Annotated in this window: 11 protein-coding genes; 4 read left to right on the top strand and 7 right to left on the bottom strand. The window is 42.5% G+C overall.

From position 1 onward, the window contains the following. The first annotated feature begins 127 nt into the window (after window positions 1-127). From HMPREF9969_RS08955 to HMPREF9969_RS08940, 4 genes are all read left to right on the top strand, one after another. Window positions 128-1,369: a M16 family metallopeptidase gene (locus HMPREF9969_RS08955; protein ID WP_009435413.1), complete on the top strand. Its 1,242-nt coding sequence runs from the start codon at window positions 128-130 to the stop codon at window positions 1,367-1,369. Between the two features lie 134 nt (window positions 1,370-1,503). Beyond that, window positions 1,504-2,775, top strand: coding sequence for an NAD(P)/FAD-dependent oxidoreductase (locus HMPREF9969_RS08950; RefSeq protein WP_009435551.1), 1,272 nt, complete (start codon window positions 1,504-1,506; stop codon window positions 2,773-2,775). Between the two features lie 782 nt (window positions 2,776-3,557). Continuing rightward, window positions 3,558-5,459 carry a DEAD/DEAH box helicase gene (locus HMPREF9969_RS08945; protein ID WP_009435483.1) on the top strand — a complete coding sequence of 634 codons (1,902 nt, stop codon included), beginning with the start codon at window positions 3,558-3,560 and terminating at the stop codon, window positions 5,457-5,459. A gap of 25 nt (window positions 5,460-5,484) precedes the next feature. Then, entirely contained in the window at window positions 5,485-5,973 is a 489-nt protein-coding gene (locus HMPREF9969_RS08940) for a methylated-DNA--[protein]-cysteine S-methyltransferase (RefSeq protein WP_009435468.1), read from the top strand. Window positions 5,974-6,248: 275 nt separating this feature from the next. Here the strand turns inward: HMPREF9969_RS08940 and HMPREF9969_RS08935 are convergent, their stop codons facing one another. From HMPREF9969_RS08935 to HMPREF9969_RS08905, 7 genes are all read right to left on the bottom strand, one after another. Then, window positions 6,249-8,372 carry a S46 family peptidase gene (locus HMPREF9969_RS08935; protein WP_009435461.1) on the bottom strand — a complete coding sequence of 708 codons (2,124 nt, stop codon included), beginning with the start codon at window positions 8,370-8,372 and terminating at the stop codon, window positions 6,249-6,251. 58 nt (window positions 8,373-8,430) lie between these two features. Continuing rightward, the gene (locus tag HMPREF9969_RS08930; RefSeq protein ID WP_009435478.1) at window positions 8,431-9,876 is read right to left on the bottom strand and encodes a lipopolysaccharide biosynthesis protein; all 1,446 of its coding nucleotides are present in this window, start codon (window positions 9,874-9,876) and stop codon (window positions 8,431-8,433) included. Window positions 9,877-9,944: 68 nt separating this feature from the next. Continuing rightward, the gene (locus tag HMPREF9969_RS08925) at window positions 9,945-11,171 is read right to left on the bottom strand and encodes a nucleoside recognition domain-containing protein (protein WP_009435459.1); all 1,227 of its coding nucleotides are present in this window, start codon (window positions 11,169-11,171) and stop codon (window positions 9,945-9,947) included. A 551-nt stretch (window positions 11,172-11,722) separates the two neighbouring features. Continuing rightward, window positions 11,723-12,184, bottom strand: a complete 462-nt coding sequence (locus HMPREF9969_RS08920) for a copper resistance protein NlpE N-terminal domain-containing protein (protein ID WP_009435407.1) — start codon at window positions 12,182-12,184, stop codon at window positions 11,723-11,725. Window positions 12,185-12,275: 91 nt separating this feature from the next. After that, entirely contained in the window at window positions 12,276-12,752 is a 477-nt protein-coding gene (locus tag HMPREF9969_RS08915; RefSeq protein WP_009435450.1) for a DUF4625 domain-containing protein, read from the bottom strand. Window positions 12,753-12,901: 149 nt separating this feature from the next. After that, on the bottom strand, window positions 12,902-13,633 hold the full coding sequence (locus tag HMPREF9969_RS08910) for a DUF4625 domain-containing protein (RefSeq protein WP_009435501.1): 732 nt from the start codon (window positions 13,631-13,633) through the stop codon (window positions 12,902-12,904). Between the two features lie 186 nt (window positions 13,634-13,819). Then, on the bottom strand, window positions 13,820-15,976 hold the full coding sequence (locus HMPREF9969_RS08905; RefSeq protein ID WP_009435415.1) for a TonB-dependent receptor: 2,157 nt from the start codon (window positions 15,974-15,976) through the stop codon (window positions 13,820-13,822). Between the last annotated feature and the right edge of the window lie 188 nt (window positions 15,977-16,164).

Raw genomic sequence — 16,164 nt, 5'->3', positions numbered from 1 at the left:
AATTGTGTTCCACTTTAGTTGTGCAAATATAGTGTAATTTAAGCGGACTACAAAAAGTTTCTCTCTTCTTTTTTTATTGGTCGCCAAAGACGCTTACTATATCATTCTTTTTTCTTACTTTTGCACTATGGTTGAATATCAAACGGCAGTTTTGGATAACGGACTGCGTATTATCGCTCTTCAAACAGCCTCACCTGTGGTTTATTGTGGCTACCAAATCAATGCAGGAGCAGCTCATGAGCAGTCGAACGAGGAGGGAATAGCACATTTCTGTGAGCATGTTACATTCAAGGGTACGACTCGTCGCACCGCTTTAGACGTCATAAACTGTCTTGAGGAGGTGGGAGGTGATTTGAATGCATTTACCACTAAGACCGATACGGTGTATTATTCTGCTATCTTGAAGGAACATCTTCCAAGAGCGATAAGCCTTCTTACGGATATAGTCTTTCATAGTGTCTATCCTCAGAGGGAGATTGATAAGGAGGTGGAAGTCATCTGTGACGAGATAGAATCGTATAACGACAGCCCTTCTGAACTGATATATGATGAGTTCGAGAACCTTATCTTTCATGGTCATCCATTGGGGCATAACATCTTAGGGGCGTCAGAACGTGTGAGAAAGTTCACTACCAAAGATGCACTTCACTTCACGCAGCAACATTACCGACCTGATAATGCCGTCTTCTTTGCCTATGGTAACGTTGATTTCAACATACTTTTGCAACTCTTGTCACAAGAGAATGGCACAAATGTGACCATGGTTGGCGAACTTGATAAGCATTTGGAGAAGTCATTGCCAGTATTGAGTGCATACGAGCCACAGACAATTAAGATTGACAAACACACTCATCAAGCACATGTAATGATTGGTAATCGTGCCTATGCAGTGCATGATAAACGGCGAATGGCACTCTATCTCTTGAATAACATATTAGGTGGTCCAGGTATGAGTGCACGTTTGAACCTTGCATTACGCGAACGGAGAGGGCTGGTGTATACGGTGGAAAGTACGATGGTAAGCTATTCTTCAACTGGATTATGGAGTATTTACTTTGGTTGTGACGCACAAGACGTGGATGAGTGTATGGCTCTTGTACGTGCAGAATTAGACCATTTCATCGAGAAACCATTGACTGATTCAGAACTAACAATAGCCAAACAGCAGATTAAAGGACAGATTGGTATTGCCTGCGACAATCGTGAGAACCTTGCACTCGACTTCGGTAAGGGCTTCTTGCACTATGGTTGGAAGAAGGACATCACGGCTCTTTATCGTAATATTGACGCTATTACGGCAGAGGAGATACAAGCAGTTGCACAAGAGTTGTTCGTTGAAGAACAACTTACGAAACTAATTTACGAATAGGAATTTATAGATATGAAACAGAGGTGTTTGACGTTTTTTTCTTTGAAAAAGGGATTGCTGTGGCATGATATTCTCTGTTTACTTTAATATAGGAATTAGCTAACAAACATACATAACATAAATAATGCAGGATAATGAAAGCAAACATTGCGCATACAGATAAGCAAAGAGTCGTTATCGTTGGAGGTGGACTAGGTGGATTGGAATTGGCATCTAAGTTGGTTGATAACGACTTTCAAGTGGTCTTGATAGATAAGAATAACTATCATCAGTTCCCTCCTTTAATTTATCAAGTGGCATCAGCAGGACTTGAGCCAAGTAGTATCTCGTTTCCATTCCGCCGTATCTTCCAAGGAAAAGACGATTTCTTCTTCCGCATGGCAAAGGTAGAAGCTGTGGATACTGCGGCTAAGAAGATTCAAACATCAGTGGGTGAGATACGTTATGACTACTTGGTTTTGGCAGCAGGAGCGAAGACAAACTACTTTGGAAACAAGGATATTGAGGCAACAACACTCCCGATGAAGACGGTGGGAGAGGCTATGCGCCTTCGTAATACCATCCTTCGTAATCTTGAGAAGGCTGAGACAGAGGATGATCCAGCACGCAAACAAGCTCTTATGAACATCGTTGTTGTGGGTGGAGGTGCCTCTGGTGTGGAGATCGCAGGTGCTGTAGCCGAGATGAAGAAGAATATTTTGGAGCGTGATTACCCTGATCTTGAGGCCTCACAGATGCACATTTATCTTGTTAATGCAGCTGATAGACTTCTTTCGGCAATGGATCCTGCATCCTCAGCAAGGGCTGAGCGCGATTTGAAAGAGCTACATGTGCATATTCGTCAGCCGCAGTTTGCAACAGAGTATAAGGATGGTATCTTGAAAACAAGTGCCGGGCTTGAGATTCCTGCAGAGACAGTTATCTGGGTGAGTGGTATTTGTGCGAACACTATCGAGGGTTTGCCGAAGGAAAGCATAGGTCATGCTGGTAGAATCCTTACCGATCGTTTCTGTCGTGTGAAGGGCTTACAAGATGTTTATGCTATAGGCGATCAGAGTTTGATAGAGGGCGATAAGGAGTATCCGTTAGGTCATCCTCAGTTAGCACAAGTGGCTTTGCAACAGGCAAAATGTGTTGCGCAGAATCTTAAAAACCAGTTGAAAGGACAGGAAGAAAAGCCATTTAAGTACAAGAACCTCGGTGTTATGGCGACCATTGGGCGCAATCATGCAGTTGCAGAGATTAATGGTCAAAAGTTTGGAGGATTCCCTGCTTGGTTCTTGTGGTTGGTAGTTCACCTTCGTTCTATTCTAGGAGTAAAGAACAAGACATTCATTCTCTTAAATTGGGTTTGGAATTATTTGAATTACAAACAGAGCCTGCGTCTGATACTGAAAGCCAAGTAAATCTTTCAGTTCAGCAGTCTAGTAGGATAAGAATTTACCCTTTGGAGCAATGGATGATAGCATATCAAACCTTGCACCAAAGGGTATTTTATTATCTGATAGATACTTCTTTTTGTTTGAAAGAATGTTTGTTTGTCGTGAAAAATAGTCTAAAAAATAGAATTAAATAAACTAATCTTCTTTGATTAATAGTTTATTTTTGTTTTTAACTAATGCTCCTTTGCACTATAGGAGTAAGTTTCCTCCGATTTTATTAGTTGTTATTAGGATTTTAATTAGGTGTTAGTAAGATAAGTATTAGATGTTAGTAATAAACAAAAAGACTTCGCATCCCTGCGAAGTCTTTCATTTAACATCTAACTTACTCACGTAAGTTGTATGCTTCTGTACTAACTCAAATAATTAACTTTAATAACGACTATTTTTCTATTTGACGTTACAAAGGTACGAAAAAAGTATTAAAAGAGGACATTCTGATAAGTAAATTCTTTTGCTTTTAGACTTTATAACAGTAAGAAAAGTTCGTCCATATTTATGCAAAGTATATATAGTGAACATCGTAAACTATTTGTTTCTTATTCTCTAAGAAGGCTGATTTATAGTTTGTTTTATTTGTAAGATCCAACTTCTTGGCGTACCTTTGCACCCCATAAAGGTAGCATGCCACCTGAGAGTCTGTGTGTTTTAGTTGAAGAGAAGAGCGCAGGCAAGTGTCTTTCTGTGGGTTCGTTTGGTGGCGAGTTTACCTTTTCTATAGGATAATAAATAATAAACAAACGAATTTGAAGACATTTGAAGAGTTGGGCGTGAGCGAAGAGATTCGTCGTGCCATTAGTGAGCTTGGATTTGAACATCCAATGCCTGTACAAGAAGAAGTAATCCCTTATTTATTAGGTAATCGAAATGACGTTATCGCCTTAGCGCAGACTGGTACTGGAAAGACGGCTGCCTTTGGCTTACCACTGCTTCAGCGGATTGATACAAGCAGTAAGTCGACACAAGCGATAGTGCTTAGTCCGACCCGAGAGTTATGCTTGCAGATAGCAGATGACCTCAAGGACTTCGGTAAGTACATCCCTCATTTGCACATCGCAGCTGTTTATGGCGGTGCTTCCATCGATACCCAGATTCATCAGTTGCGCCATGGTGTACAAATCATTGTAGCTACTCCGGGTCGATTAATCGACTTAATGCATCGTGGAAAGGCTCGTTTGGACCAAGTACGGAACGTTGTTTTGGATGAAGCAGACGAAATGCTGAACATGGGTTTCCAAGAGAGTATCACCGAGATACTCACTGGTGTGCCTGAAGATCGTAATACTCTTCTCTTCTCAGCAACGATGAGTAGGGATGTAGAAAAGGTGGCTAAGGGTTACTTACACGACTATAAAGAGATAGTTGTAGGCAGTCGTAACGAAGGAGCAGAGAGCGTTAACCATATCTATTATATGGTGAATGCACGCGACAAGTATCTTGCTTTGAAGCGATTGGTGGACTTCTACCCTAAGATCTACGCCATTGTATTCTGTAGAACAAAGGTAGAAACACAAGAGATAGCCGATAAGTTGATTAAAGACGGATACAATGCTGAGTCGTTGCATGGCGACTTGTCACAGCAACAACGTGACCTTACAATGCAGAAGTTCCGCTCTCATCTCACACAAATCCTCGTTGCGACTGATGTTGCAGCACGTGGATTGGATGTGAATGATTTGACGCATGTCATCAACTATGGGCTTCCTGACGATATAGAAAACTATACGCACCGTTCGGGTCGTACAGGTCGTGCGGGCAAGAAGGGTACTTCCATTTCGATTATCCACTCTCGTGAGAAATATAAGGTACGTAACATTGAACGTGAGATAGGTAAGGAATTTATTGATGGAACGCTTCCTTCGCCTGAAGAGATATGCAAGAAACAACTCTTCAAAACGATGGATAACATCTTGAAGACGGATGTGGATGAGGAGCAGATAGCACCTTACATGGAGGATATCAACCGCCAGTTCGAGTATATAGATAAGGAGGATTTGATCAAGAAGATTGTTACGTCCACCTTTGGACGCTTCCTTGACTATTATAAGAATGCGCCAGAGATTGAGAAACCATCGGCTCGCAGCAATCGTGAGGAGGGTCGTAGCGGTCGTAGTGAGGGCAGAGCAACACGCAGCCGTGGCGCACGTAAGGCAGAAAAAGGCTTTAAGCGACTCTTTATTAACCTCGGTAAGAATGATGGGTTCTATCCTGGTGAGGTGATGCAGTTCATTAATAAGAATATGAATGGGCATCAGGCAGTGGGGCATATAGACCTTCTTGCTAAGCAAAGTTACATCGAAGTGCCTGAACAAGACGCCCAGAAGGTGATGAAAGCCTTAGATGGTGCTGTCTATAAGAGGCGTAAAGTGCGTTGTAATGATGCTGATGAGCCAGGGCACGGACGCTCGGCTGGTGGTCGTTCCACTGGTAGTCGTGGTGGTTACGGAAGCCGTGGTGAAGGTCGCCAAGACGATCGTGGGCGCAGAGGTCGTGGTCGTCGTCAATCAGAGAATGACGCTCAGTTTGCTACACATAAGTTCAAGAAAGACGATTGGAAAGAGCTTATGAAAGGTGCACCAGCAAAGCTGAAAGGTGAAGAACCCGACTTCTCTGAAGAAGGGTGGGCACGTAGACGCCCGAAGAAGTAAGTCTTATCAACCTTCGTCTTCTGTTATGTTCTATTGTCGTTACCAATCTCCTTTGGGCATACTCGTGCTTGCTGAGGCTGAAGGAAAGCTAAGGTATTGCTGGTGGGAGGATGTTATGGAGAGGAAGATAGGCGATGATTGGACGGAAGTAGATAGTTCGGATGATTCCTTATTGGCTGAGGCTTGTCGGCAGTTAAACGATTATTTCTCAGGCAAACGAGGCTCATTTGACTTACCATTGAGCTTTGACGGAACACCCTTCCAGTGCCTCGCATGGCAGACCTTATTAACCATTCCTTACGGAGCGACCCTCTCTTATGCCGAACAAGCCCGAAGAATGGGACGAGAGAAGGCTGTGAGAGCAGTTGGGAACGCCAATGGTCATAACCCTTTAATGCTCTTTGTTCCTTGTCATCGAGTCATTGCTTCGAATGGAACCTTGGGCGGTTATGTGGGTGGAACAGACCGAAAAAGACAATTACTAAGCATAGAGAAAGAGGATGTGTCAGATTAGACACATCCTTTTTGTTGGTAGTAAGCAACCTGTCTCACGCTCCTTAATAATAATGAGTAAACTCCGCTTTGATGGAAGAAAAGCTGTGTTATCACAATAAGAAGCTGGGCTTTAATACCTATCTAGCGGTTTGTTCATAGCTAAAAAGAGGCTGTATCACATTCTTTTATCAATCGTTTGCATTGATAAGAGAACCGATACAGCCTCTTGGTTATTTGTGTTACGCTATCTGGTGATTGATATTCTCTTCATCAGATAATCGATTTTACTTGTGCTTATTGTGGATTGATCTCCTTTAATAGGCGGTCAGCATGCCCCCACTTATCCATGAGATAGAGTACAAAACGGATGTCAACGCCAATGCAACGAGCAAGTTTACGGTCGAAATTGATGTCACTTGAGAGGCTATCCCAGTTGCCATCAAAGGCGAGACCAATGAGTCGTCCCTTGCCATCAAACATCGGGGAACCAGAGTTACCACCAGTGATATCATTGTTAGTAAGGAAACATAGTTGCATTTTACCAGTCGTCTTGTCAGTGTAAGGACCGAAGTCTTTGGCACTCATAAGCTCTTTCATGATAGGTTCTACCTGATAGTCCTCTATCTTTGAGCCCTCATCCATCTTCTTAACAATGCTCTCTGCGGTTGTATAATAGTTGCTGTTGAAGCCTCCAATCATGTATCCTCCCACTTGTCCATACGATAGGCGCATGGTGGAATTGGCGTCGCTATAATGTGGCAAGTCCATCTCCATTTGTACTTTAGCCTCACACAACTTCTTCTCTTCAGCGTCAATCTCTTCCGTCTTATTGCTGAGGTCGGCAAGAATGGCACGATAATTTATCAATAAGCTAATGCCTAACAGCACTCCAGGGTCCTTGAGCGTCTTCTCGTTCTGATAGAACTTTTGACCTTTCTTGAGTAGTTTGCTCTGTGAATAAACGAACTTGGTGTACTTCTCATAATCGTTGCCGAACTCCGTCTTGATAGTCTCGTAGAAGTCAGGAAGGAACTTAGCTGGTACATGTTCACAATAGTTTTTAAGCATGGCAGCCGCCATCTCTTGGTCAAGGGCAGGGTTCCATTCATCTTGGTTATCCTCATATACCATGTACTGCTTCTTTGGTTCGTTCGCAGGACCATACACCTTGAGGGAGCCGCGAGCCATGTTAAGTGCTCTGGTGAATAACTCTGACGTTCTCCAGAACGACTCCATCCAATACATACTGGCAAGTTTTGCATCATTACTATTCGAATAGAGCTTAGCCAACTTATCGAAGTCAACCTTTACAGTTGGGTCTTGGATATTCTTCTCTTGGAGCCATGTACGAATGCGAGCTTCGTACTCTGCCTTCTGACGAATCAGTCCGATAGAGTCGATACACTTGTTCATTCCCATGGAGTTCTTCCAGTAGTTCGCAGCCTGGACGTACCTGTTCTCGTATTGTATGCGTGTCTTCTCGTTCTTATCCATGTACTTCTTCATGAGTGCGAGTTTGATATCTCGCGCTTGAACACGTACAGAATTGTCGATGTCACGGCGCTGTTGAATACCATAAGAAGACAAGTAACGACTTGTTGAACCAGGGTAACCAATGGTCATAGCGAAGTCCTTGTCCTTGTAACCCTGCATGCTCACGGGTGCCCAATGGGCTGGGTGATAAGGCACATTGTCCTTTGAGTAGGCTGCAGGACCATTCGTTTTAGGGTCTGCGTAGATGCGGAATACAGAGAAGTCACACGTCTGTCTCGGCCACATCCAGTTATCTGTCTCACCACCAAACTTACCCATACTCTTAGGTACAGTGAATACGAGACGGACATCAGGGAAGTCCTGATAAGTTGTTGCATAATACTTATTTCCCTCGTAGAAAGGGTCGATGTTGATGTGTAAAGTCTTATCAATCGCCTTGATGGAATCGGTTAGATGATTCGTGAGAGAGTCTATTATGGCTTCAGTCTGCTGTGCGTTCTTTCCTGCGATGAGCTTGTTAACACGTGCCGTAACGTCCTCTTGCTTCTTCATAAACGACACATAGAGATCCTCGTTAGGTAGTTCTTCAACGTAATTCTTCGCATAGAAGCCATCCTTCATATAGTCATGTTCTACGGTGGAGTGGGCATTGATAGCACTAAAACCGCAATGGTGATTGGTGAAGACCAATCCATCTGGAGATACGACAACGCCAGAACAATAACCAGAGAAGCTCACAACGTAATTGCTAATAGCGTTGGGTGAGTTGTAAATCATGTCACATGGCAACTGAAAACCCTCTGCCACCATCTGTTCGTAGACTGCATCTGGGAGGTTGTGGAGCGTCCACATACCTTCATCTGCATGGATAGAAGGACTGCTTAAAGCCAATGACGCAGCAATAAGTAAGGTTGATTTCTTCATGTTTAATATAATTGGTTGATGATATTCTTAGGTTCGTTTCATTCCTCAAACACTCTCCTTAACTCTTATGTCTCCGTATCTTTACCAGTGGAAGGTCGTGGTAAAGGACGTGAGCAACGAAGAGTAAGATGATAATCGTGTTCACGGTAAGGGCGAGAGGAACGGATAAACGTTCATTGCTAATCGTTATTCCTGCAAAGAAAAGACCACCGATGAGCACATACACAAAGATACTCTTCAATGGATAAGCAATGGGGTACTTACGTTGACCGACGATGTAAGAGAGTATCATTGCCGTTGCATTGCCTAAGAAACCAGCCCATGCACAGGCAATGTAACCATAACGTGGTACGAAGATAACGTTGATTCCAATGATTACTGCACATCCAATGCCAGAGAAATAGGCACCCCAAATGGTCTTATCAATGAGCTTATACCAGAAACTAAGGTTGAAGTAAACGCCCGTCATGATACCACCAGCCATCACGATAGGCACTACCTTCAGTCCAACCCAATAGTCACGACCAATGATGTGACGCAGAATATCCATGTAGCCCATTACCACCAAGAAGGCAAGTAAGGTGAAGATGATAAAGAACTTCATAGCTCTTGCGTATGTCTCTTTGTTGTCTTTGTCTCGAGACTTACCAAAGACGAAGGGTTCATAAGCATATCTGAAGGCCTGCGTAATCATTGACATGATCATAGCAATCTTACTGGCGGCACCGAAGATACCGAGTTGTGTATGTGCATCGTTATTCTTGTAGACATAAGGAAAGAGTATGTAACCTGCCGTCTGATTAAGTATTCCAGCAATACCAAGGATGAGGATAGGCCAAGAATAGGACAGCATCTTCTTAGCGAGAGGTACATCAAAGAGCTTCCCACTGCCGAAGAATCCGTCTTTCAGCTCTCTCCAGAAGCAGAAAGTGATAGTTCCTGTACATGCCAAGTTGATGTAGAAGGCATAACCCACCTCATGTCCACCTAATACGAGATAGTAAGCAAGGTTCAAGATGATATTCAATGCGATGAATAAGAGCTTGAAAGCTGCGAACTTGATAGGGCGTTTCTTATATCTAAGATACGCAAAGGGAATGCACTGGAACGCATCAATCGCTACAGTGATAGCCATTGCCCATACGTAAGAGGGGTGCTCCGAATAGCCCATAAAGTTACAGATGGGCTGTATAAAGATGAATACTAGAGCAATAAAGAGCAGGGATGTGAAGCCTACGAGCGTCAATGTAGTTGAATAGACACGCTTTGGATCTTGGTCACTCTTATTGGCGTAACGGAAGAAAGTGGTCTCCATTCCGTAAGTAAGAACGACGAGTAAGAGGGCAGTATAGGCGTATATGTTTGTGATAACACCATATCCTCCGCTCGCCGCACTAATCTTTGCGGTGTAAAGGGGTACGAGAAGATAGTTTAAGAACCTTCCGATGATACTGCTCATACCATAGATAGCAGTGTCTTTTGCAAGTGATTTTAAATTTGCCATTGCTTGTTTTTATTATTAGGCACATACTTCTAGAGAAGTAGTAACCCCTAATCGTCTTATATTGGTTACTAGAAGAAGATATAACAGATAGCGATTGCAGCTATTACACCAGCCAAGTCGGCTAGCAATCCACAGGCTACTGCATGTCGAGTGTACTTAATGCTCACACTACCGAAGTAGACTGCTAGGATGTAGAAAGTGGTATCTGTTGATCCTTGGAAGATACAACTCAGTCGTCCAACGAATGAGTCTGCACCATAAGTCTTCATTGCTTCAATCATTAGTCCACGTGCCCCGCTACCTGAAAGAGGTTTCATAAGAGCCGTAGGGAGTGCGTCGACGAATCGAGTGTCCAGTCCGCAGGTTTCGACAAACCATCTAATACCTTTCATCATAAGCTCCATACCACCTGAAGCACGGAATACTCCAACAGCCACTAAGATAGCAACTAAGTAAGGAATAATGCGTACTGCCGTATGAAAACCCTCTTTTGCTCCTTCGATGAAAGCGTTATAAACGTTTATCTTCTTTAATAGTCCGGCAGCAATGAATAGGACGATAATGGTCATCAAGATGAGGTTTGAGGCAATAGAAGTTACTGTTGCCATGGTCTGCTTGTCCATTTGTCCAAAGCTCCAGATGACTACTCCGACAAAACCCATCAGTCCGATGAGCCCTAAGAGGAGCGTGGGTTGGAAGATATTAATGCGTTGCCAGCCTGCTGTAAGTAGTATTCCAACCAGTGTAGCAATGGTTGTTGCCAATAAGATAGGGATGAATACGTCGGTTGGTTGGGCTGCCCCGTACATACTTCGATAGCCAAGAATAGCTGTTGGGATGATGGTTAGCCCTGAAGTATTCAGCACTAAGAACATGATCATGGGGTTTGTTGCTGTGTCTTTCTTCGTGTTTAGCTCCTGCATTTGGCTCATCGCCTTTAGTCCGGTAGGCGTTGCTGCATTGTCAAGACCCAACATGTTGGATGCAATATTCATGAAGATCGACCCCATGACAGGGTGGTTTCGTGGGATATCAGGGAACAACTTCGATAGAAAAGGGCTCAACATACGTGCAAGAACGTTGACAACTCCCGCTTGCTCACCTATCTTCATGATGCCCAACCACAATGCTAAGATACCAGTTAGGTTCAGGGATGTTGTAAAAGCGGTCTCTGATGATTCGAAAGTAGCTTTTACCATCTTTTCAAATATAGTCGTGTCGCCCATCAGAAGAGAGATGATTCCAAAGATGAAAGCGATGAAGAAGAACGCTATCCAAATGTAGTTCAGTGCCATTTAACCTATTTGTTACTGTTAATTCTTTATCTTTTGATTGATGAAAAGGGAACTACTGGTAGCGAATGTGCCATTCTTCCCATTGCAAAGATACGCATTTATACGTTAACATGGGGCATAATAAAGAAAAAAGATAGGTGTGTTCAAGGAATGAGAAGGGAAGAGGAAAGGTTAAAGGAATGCTAGTAAAAGCCTTTCCAAGCTCCTTCGAAGAAGAGTATGTGGCTATGGGGACTAGTAAAGGAACGCTTTTCTCCATTTAAGAAGGGCGTTTCCTTATAGTGAAGAGGGCGTTTCTTTGATGGGAAGAAAGCACTTCCTTAATAGTACTTATTCTCTATCTTGAAAAGAAACATTGTGTTTGTCTGTGATTCGTAGTGGTGTTTAGAACCTATCCTCTATCTCTGGATGAGGGTGAGAGGTGCTAACCTTAAATGAAGAAGATAGTCAAGCTGGGAAGCAAAAAGGCTACATAAGCGATTGCGCAAATGGTTGCGAATCCACTTATGTAGCCTATGCTTTAATCTTTTAAAACCTTTAGTCGACAGGAATTACTTCTTCAACTTCAAGTCATAATTCATGTCCTTGCTGTTAACAGCAGGCTCTTCAAAGTCAGAGTTAACCAATCGGAGGGTTGAATCATTTACTACGAGGAAGTTGGTGGTGTTGCCCTTGCCCAACTCAAACTGGTAGTAGGTATTCTTCTTACCCTTAACATCCTTTGCTACAACCTTATACTTACCTGTGTAGCTGTAAGTGGTGTCTACTTCTGTTTCAGACTTCATATAAGCCTCTGAAACGCTGTAGCCATTGGTTGAATCTTTCGCTAATGCGACATGATACTTGATACCTGCAACGTCTGCAGCAGGTGTCATTCCTTCATAAACTGATGAGTCAGCTGCAACAGAGTCCTGCGCTGTTGAATCCTTACTCTCTGCGTTTGTAGTAGTCTTGCCATTGTTGCAAGCTACCATAGCTGCGCATGCAGCTACCAATAACATTACTTTTTTCATAACTTTCTATACATTAGTTTGTAATTAATCTTTATACTCTCGGGCTGCAAAGATATTATATTTTCTTTGAAAGAAGCAAGTCTTTTAACCTTTATTTTATCTTTATAGCCATTGCACGCAATTGCTGATTACCTGTTTGATCGGTAACTCGAATGACGAAGTGATAGTCTCCTGGGTCAATATCTGTTGGTATTTTGATATCTTGCTTAGCGTCGAAAGACTTACTTCCGCTAGGAATCTTGAAACTTTCATCATAGTGGAAAGGCTTTACAGGCTTCTTCACTGGATCCATAGAGCAGCCTTGAGCCTGTGTTCCATGCGTGTGATGGTCGAAGTTGTTGTGTATTTCTATGTTGTAACTACCCAGTTCGTCATTATCAGTAAGGCGATAACGGAAGGGGATAATGCCTCCTCTTTGAAACACATCACAATCCATTGGAACGGCAGTAATGCCTTGATCGGTGATAGTTGGTAGTTGATTGTCTTTTACAATGTCGTCGTTATTAGTGCAAGCTACTGTTCCCAATAGCATTACAGCGGTTGTTAAACCGAATAAAACCTTTCTCATAAGTTTCTTGTTTTATGTTTGTTCGTTGTTAATTAGTTGGTTCTTCGAAAAGATGTAAGGTATATGTGTCCGCCACCTCATAGGGAGGGTAGGGCGGACACATGTGCTGTTTACTCTTGTTGTTATTGATGAAGAATACTATAAGGAGGTTATTTTACGATAAAATCCTCAATCTCTTCGGTTGTCTCGCGACCATCAACATCCTTTACTGTGAAGTGTATGTGATAGGTACCTGGTTTACATTCTGCAGGGACAGCAAGCTCTTTGTTAAATGTAATCTTACCTTTTTTACCATTGAGATCATTGATTTCTATCTCATGTTCCTTGTCTCCGTGGAACTCAATCTCAATCTCTTTAATATCTGAAGTTGTCTCTATGTTGGCTTGGAAAGTGAGCTTCTCATTAGGTGCAGCTGTCATCTTGTCAACATTTAGATTGGTTATCTTCGGTGCCTTCGTATCAACTGTCTTTTTCTTTAACTGGATCTTTTCACTGATGTAACGAGTGGTGTTATCAACCGTTGTAACTGCAATGATACAAGTATATTCGCCTTCTTCGAGGTCGTCAGAGAGCTTAAGATGCTCATGGAACTTGGTGTTTAATACGCCAACATACTTTGCATCTGTGTATGATTGAAGCTTTACTTGTTTATTATCCTTTAATAGGGCAACTTGGATAACACGGATTTTTGCATTTGAGACAATGTCACACTCAAGGTGAATATCACCTCCGATGATACCAATCTTGTTGTTGTCATGACCAAATTCAGGGTTCTTGAATTCAATAGAACTTGGTGTGATGTCTTCGTTGTCACATGATGTCAACACCATTGCAAATACGCTTAAGAGTGCTAAAGCACCAATAAATAGTTTCTTTTTCATTGTGTAAATTGTTTTAAGTAAGGCTTTCGCCTAGATTTGTAATCTTATAACTTGTCTTTAATGACTTGTTTGTTTATGTTTAAGGAAAGGGAGTCATGGGGGAAGAGAATGTGTATATGTCTGCCCACCACGCTCATCCTTTCACTATCTCAGATTTAATTTGTAAGATTAAGTGCTATTTCTTCTTTAGAAGTCCAGCCCTACCATTAATGCTACATTGCGTCCCGGTTCAGGCACATCGATGAGTCGATAGAAGCTAGTATGGTCGTAATACTTTCGGTTCAAGAGGTTTTCTGCATTGAGATTAATGTGTAGTTTCTTGTTACCGAGGTTGAAGTTCTTTCCTGCAGTGAGGTTTAGAGTGTAGTAACCTGGCGTCTGCTTCTCTGGTGGAACTATGTTGTTTTGTCTACCAGTAACATGCAAGTTGAATGCTACAAATCCCTCATTATCTATCTTCTCACGGCAGAAATCATACTTGATAGTGGCATCTGCTGACCAAGGAGTGCTGAATGGAAGAGTGTAACCCTTCTTTGCTCCTGATAACTGTTCGGCATATAGATACTCACCCTTTAGTTCCGTGTTCAGAGAAGGGAGTATCTTCCAGTTTAATTGTAGCTCTGCTCCATAGCGAATCACGCGACTTTGTGTATAAAAATACCATTGTAAGCCTTCGTAGTAATCGGGAGTTGGATTCATGTAGATGTAGTTCGGGAAGTAATTGAGGTAGGGATCGAACTGAATGGAAAGTCGATCATTGCCCCAGTGAATACCTGCATCCACTTGATAAGACTCTTCTGGTTTGAGGTCTGGATTACCTTTCTCGTATCTAAAGATGTGATAATTGACACCATCTGTACCGAGTTCCTTTGGTATTGGAACACGGAAACTCTTACCGATATTGAGCTTTAGAATCCATTGCTTGACTGCATAGTTTACACCAGCTGACCATGTCAAGCTATTGAAAGAACGGCTAAGATTGATGGAGCGTTCCTTATATACGGAGTCAGTAGCATTGATTGGTGTCTTGAACCAGTCGTTGTAACTGTGCAAGTGAGTATGTACATGGTCATAACGAACACCAGCATTCAGAATTAAGTCGTTCGTTACCTTAAAGCGGTCGAAGGCGTAGGCTCCGAACGAACTCGTCTCGAAGTCTGGAATAATAAAGCCCCATCCTGCACGGCGGTTATGCTGATATTCACTGTTGATACCTGTTGTCAGTGTGTGTCGTTCACCCATCGTGAGACGCATAATGACGTTGGCTGTGTAAGTATCTTTCTTAAATTCACGTTCAAGCGTATGTGGAGGAATTGGCATATAACCATGTGACACCGCTTCTGCAAGCTCCTTTCTATGGTTGTTCTGATAGGCTAGGTTGACTTCAAGAGCTAAGTTGCCATGTTGATAAACAGTGTGGCTCATTGCCTTAAAATGATTCACACTCTGATAGGGTAAGTCGATGTCTCGACGTGACTTATCATAGTCAATGCTTGACAATCTGACCTCCAGACCATGTGCATTAGCAAAGAATCCACTCTTTGAATATGTATCAGAAAACTTCAACTCAGTATGGAAGTTATAATGTTTGTAACCAATGGTTACGCTCCCATCACGCTCTAATCCAGCTGTGTTACGAAGTCTTTTCTTATAGAGAGGGATGTCGTAAGAGAAGTACTGAATACTATTGGTTGGTACTTTGTAATCGGCATAATCAATGTAAGTTGCGTTTGCTTTCCAATAGAAATGCTTACCAGTTCCTTGCAAACGGGCTGCTGCTCCAATAGATGCGTTATTGCTTCTCGTGAAGAGAGAGGCACTTCCTTCAAATGGTTTGGTAGGTATGAAGTTGGTGTAAAGGTTGATAACTCCACCAATAGCGTCCGATCCATAGAGTAGGGCAGCTGGTCCTTTGATCACTTCGATACGGTCGATAGCGAACTGATCAATCTCTAATCCGTGGTCATCTCCCCACTGTTGTCCTTCATGTTTGATGCCATCTTCTGTTACAACCATTCGATTAAAACCGAGTCCACGTATCGTGGGTTTCGATTGTCCGGAACCGATACTCATTGCCTTAACTCCAGGTATTCCGCTGAGTGATTGCATGAGACTTCCTGTGAAGTTTGTCCGTAAATACGACTTGTCAATGCGTACAGTATTGACAGAAGATGACATTTGTGTCTCTTTCTGACGATCGCCTAATACGGTGACATTTTGCATAACAATACTACTATCAACGTCGTTTTTTTCTTTCGCTGGAACGACTATTGAAGTGTGTTGTACGGCTACTGCTGTCACACAGATAGGTGATAAAACGAAAGCTAAAATAGCTTTATTCATTATCACGTGTTCTAATGTTTAAATAAAAGAAATGCTGTTTCAGCTCTCCTTTATATGCGTTGGAAGCAATATAAAAGAGGGTGTTTGTGCGCCATGACGACAGATTATAGACTTACAATAAGGTGTATTCTCCCCTATACGAGAGGATACAATATTACGATATAATCCCTGTCGTGATGACGGAAAGA

Origin of the sequence: Prevotella sp. oral taxon 306 str. F0472, from assembly GCF_000257925.1 — a bacterium.
GTDB classification, from domain to species: domain Bacteria; phylum Bacteroidota; class Bacteroidia; order Bacteroidales; family Bacteroidaceae; genus Prevotella; species Prevotella vespertina.
This window is presented reverse-complemented; position numbering and strand designations above follow the sequence as displayed.

Coding starts and splice junctions, on each gene's coding strand:
- HMPREF9969_RS08955 (WP_009435413.1), top strand. CDS start 128: ATGGTTGAATATCAAACGGCAGTTTTGGATAACGGACTGCGTATTATC.
- HMPREF9969_RS08950 (WP_009435551.1), top strand. CDS start 1,504: ATGAAAGCAAACATTGCGCATACAGATAAGCAAAGAGTCGTTATCGTT.
- HMPREF9969_RS08940 (WP_009435468.1), top strand. CDS start 5,485: ATGTTCTATTGTCGTTACCAATCTCCTTTGGGCATACTCGTGCTTGCT.
- HMPREF9969_RS08935 (WP_009435461.1), bottom strand. CDS start 8,372: ATGAAGAAATCAACCTTACTTATTGCTGCGTCATTGGCTTTAAGCAGT.
- HMPREF9969_RS08930 (WP_009435478.1), bottom strand. CDS start 9,876: ATGGCAAATTTAAAATCACTTGCAAAAGACACTGCTATCTATGGTATG.
- HMPREF9969_RS08925 (WP_009435459.1), bottom strand. CDS start 11,171: ATGGCACTGAACTACATTTGGATAGCGTTCTTCTTCATCGCTTTCATC.
- HMPREF9969_RS08920 (WP_009435407.1), bottom strand. CDS start 12,184: ATGAAAAAAGTAATGTTATTGGTAGCTGCATGCGCAGCTATGGTAGCT.
- HMPREF9969_RS08915 (WP_009435450.1), bottom strand. CDS start 12,752: ATGAGAAAGGTTTTATTCGGTTTAACAACCGCTGTAATGCTATTGGGA.
- HMPREF9969_RS08910 (WP_009435501.1), bottom strand. CDS start 13,633: ATGAAAAAGAAACTATTTATTGGTGCTTTAGCACTCTTAAGCGTATTT.
- HMPREF9969_RS08905 (WP_009435415.1), bottom strand. CDS start 15,976: ATGAATAAAGCTATTTTAGCTTTCGTTTTATCACCTATCTGTGTGACA.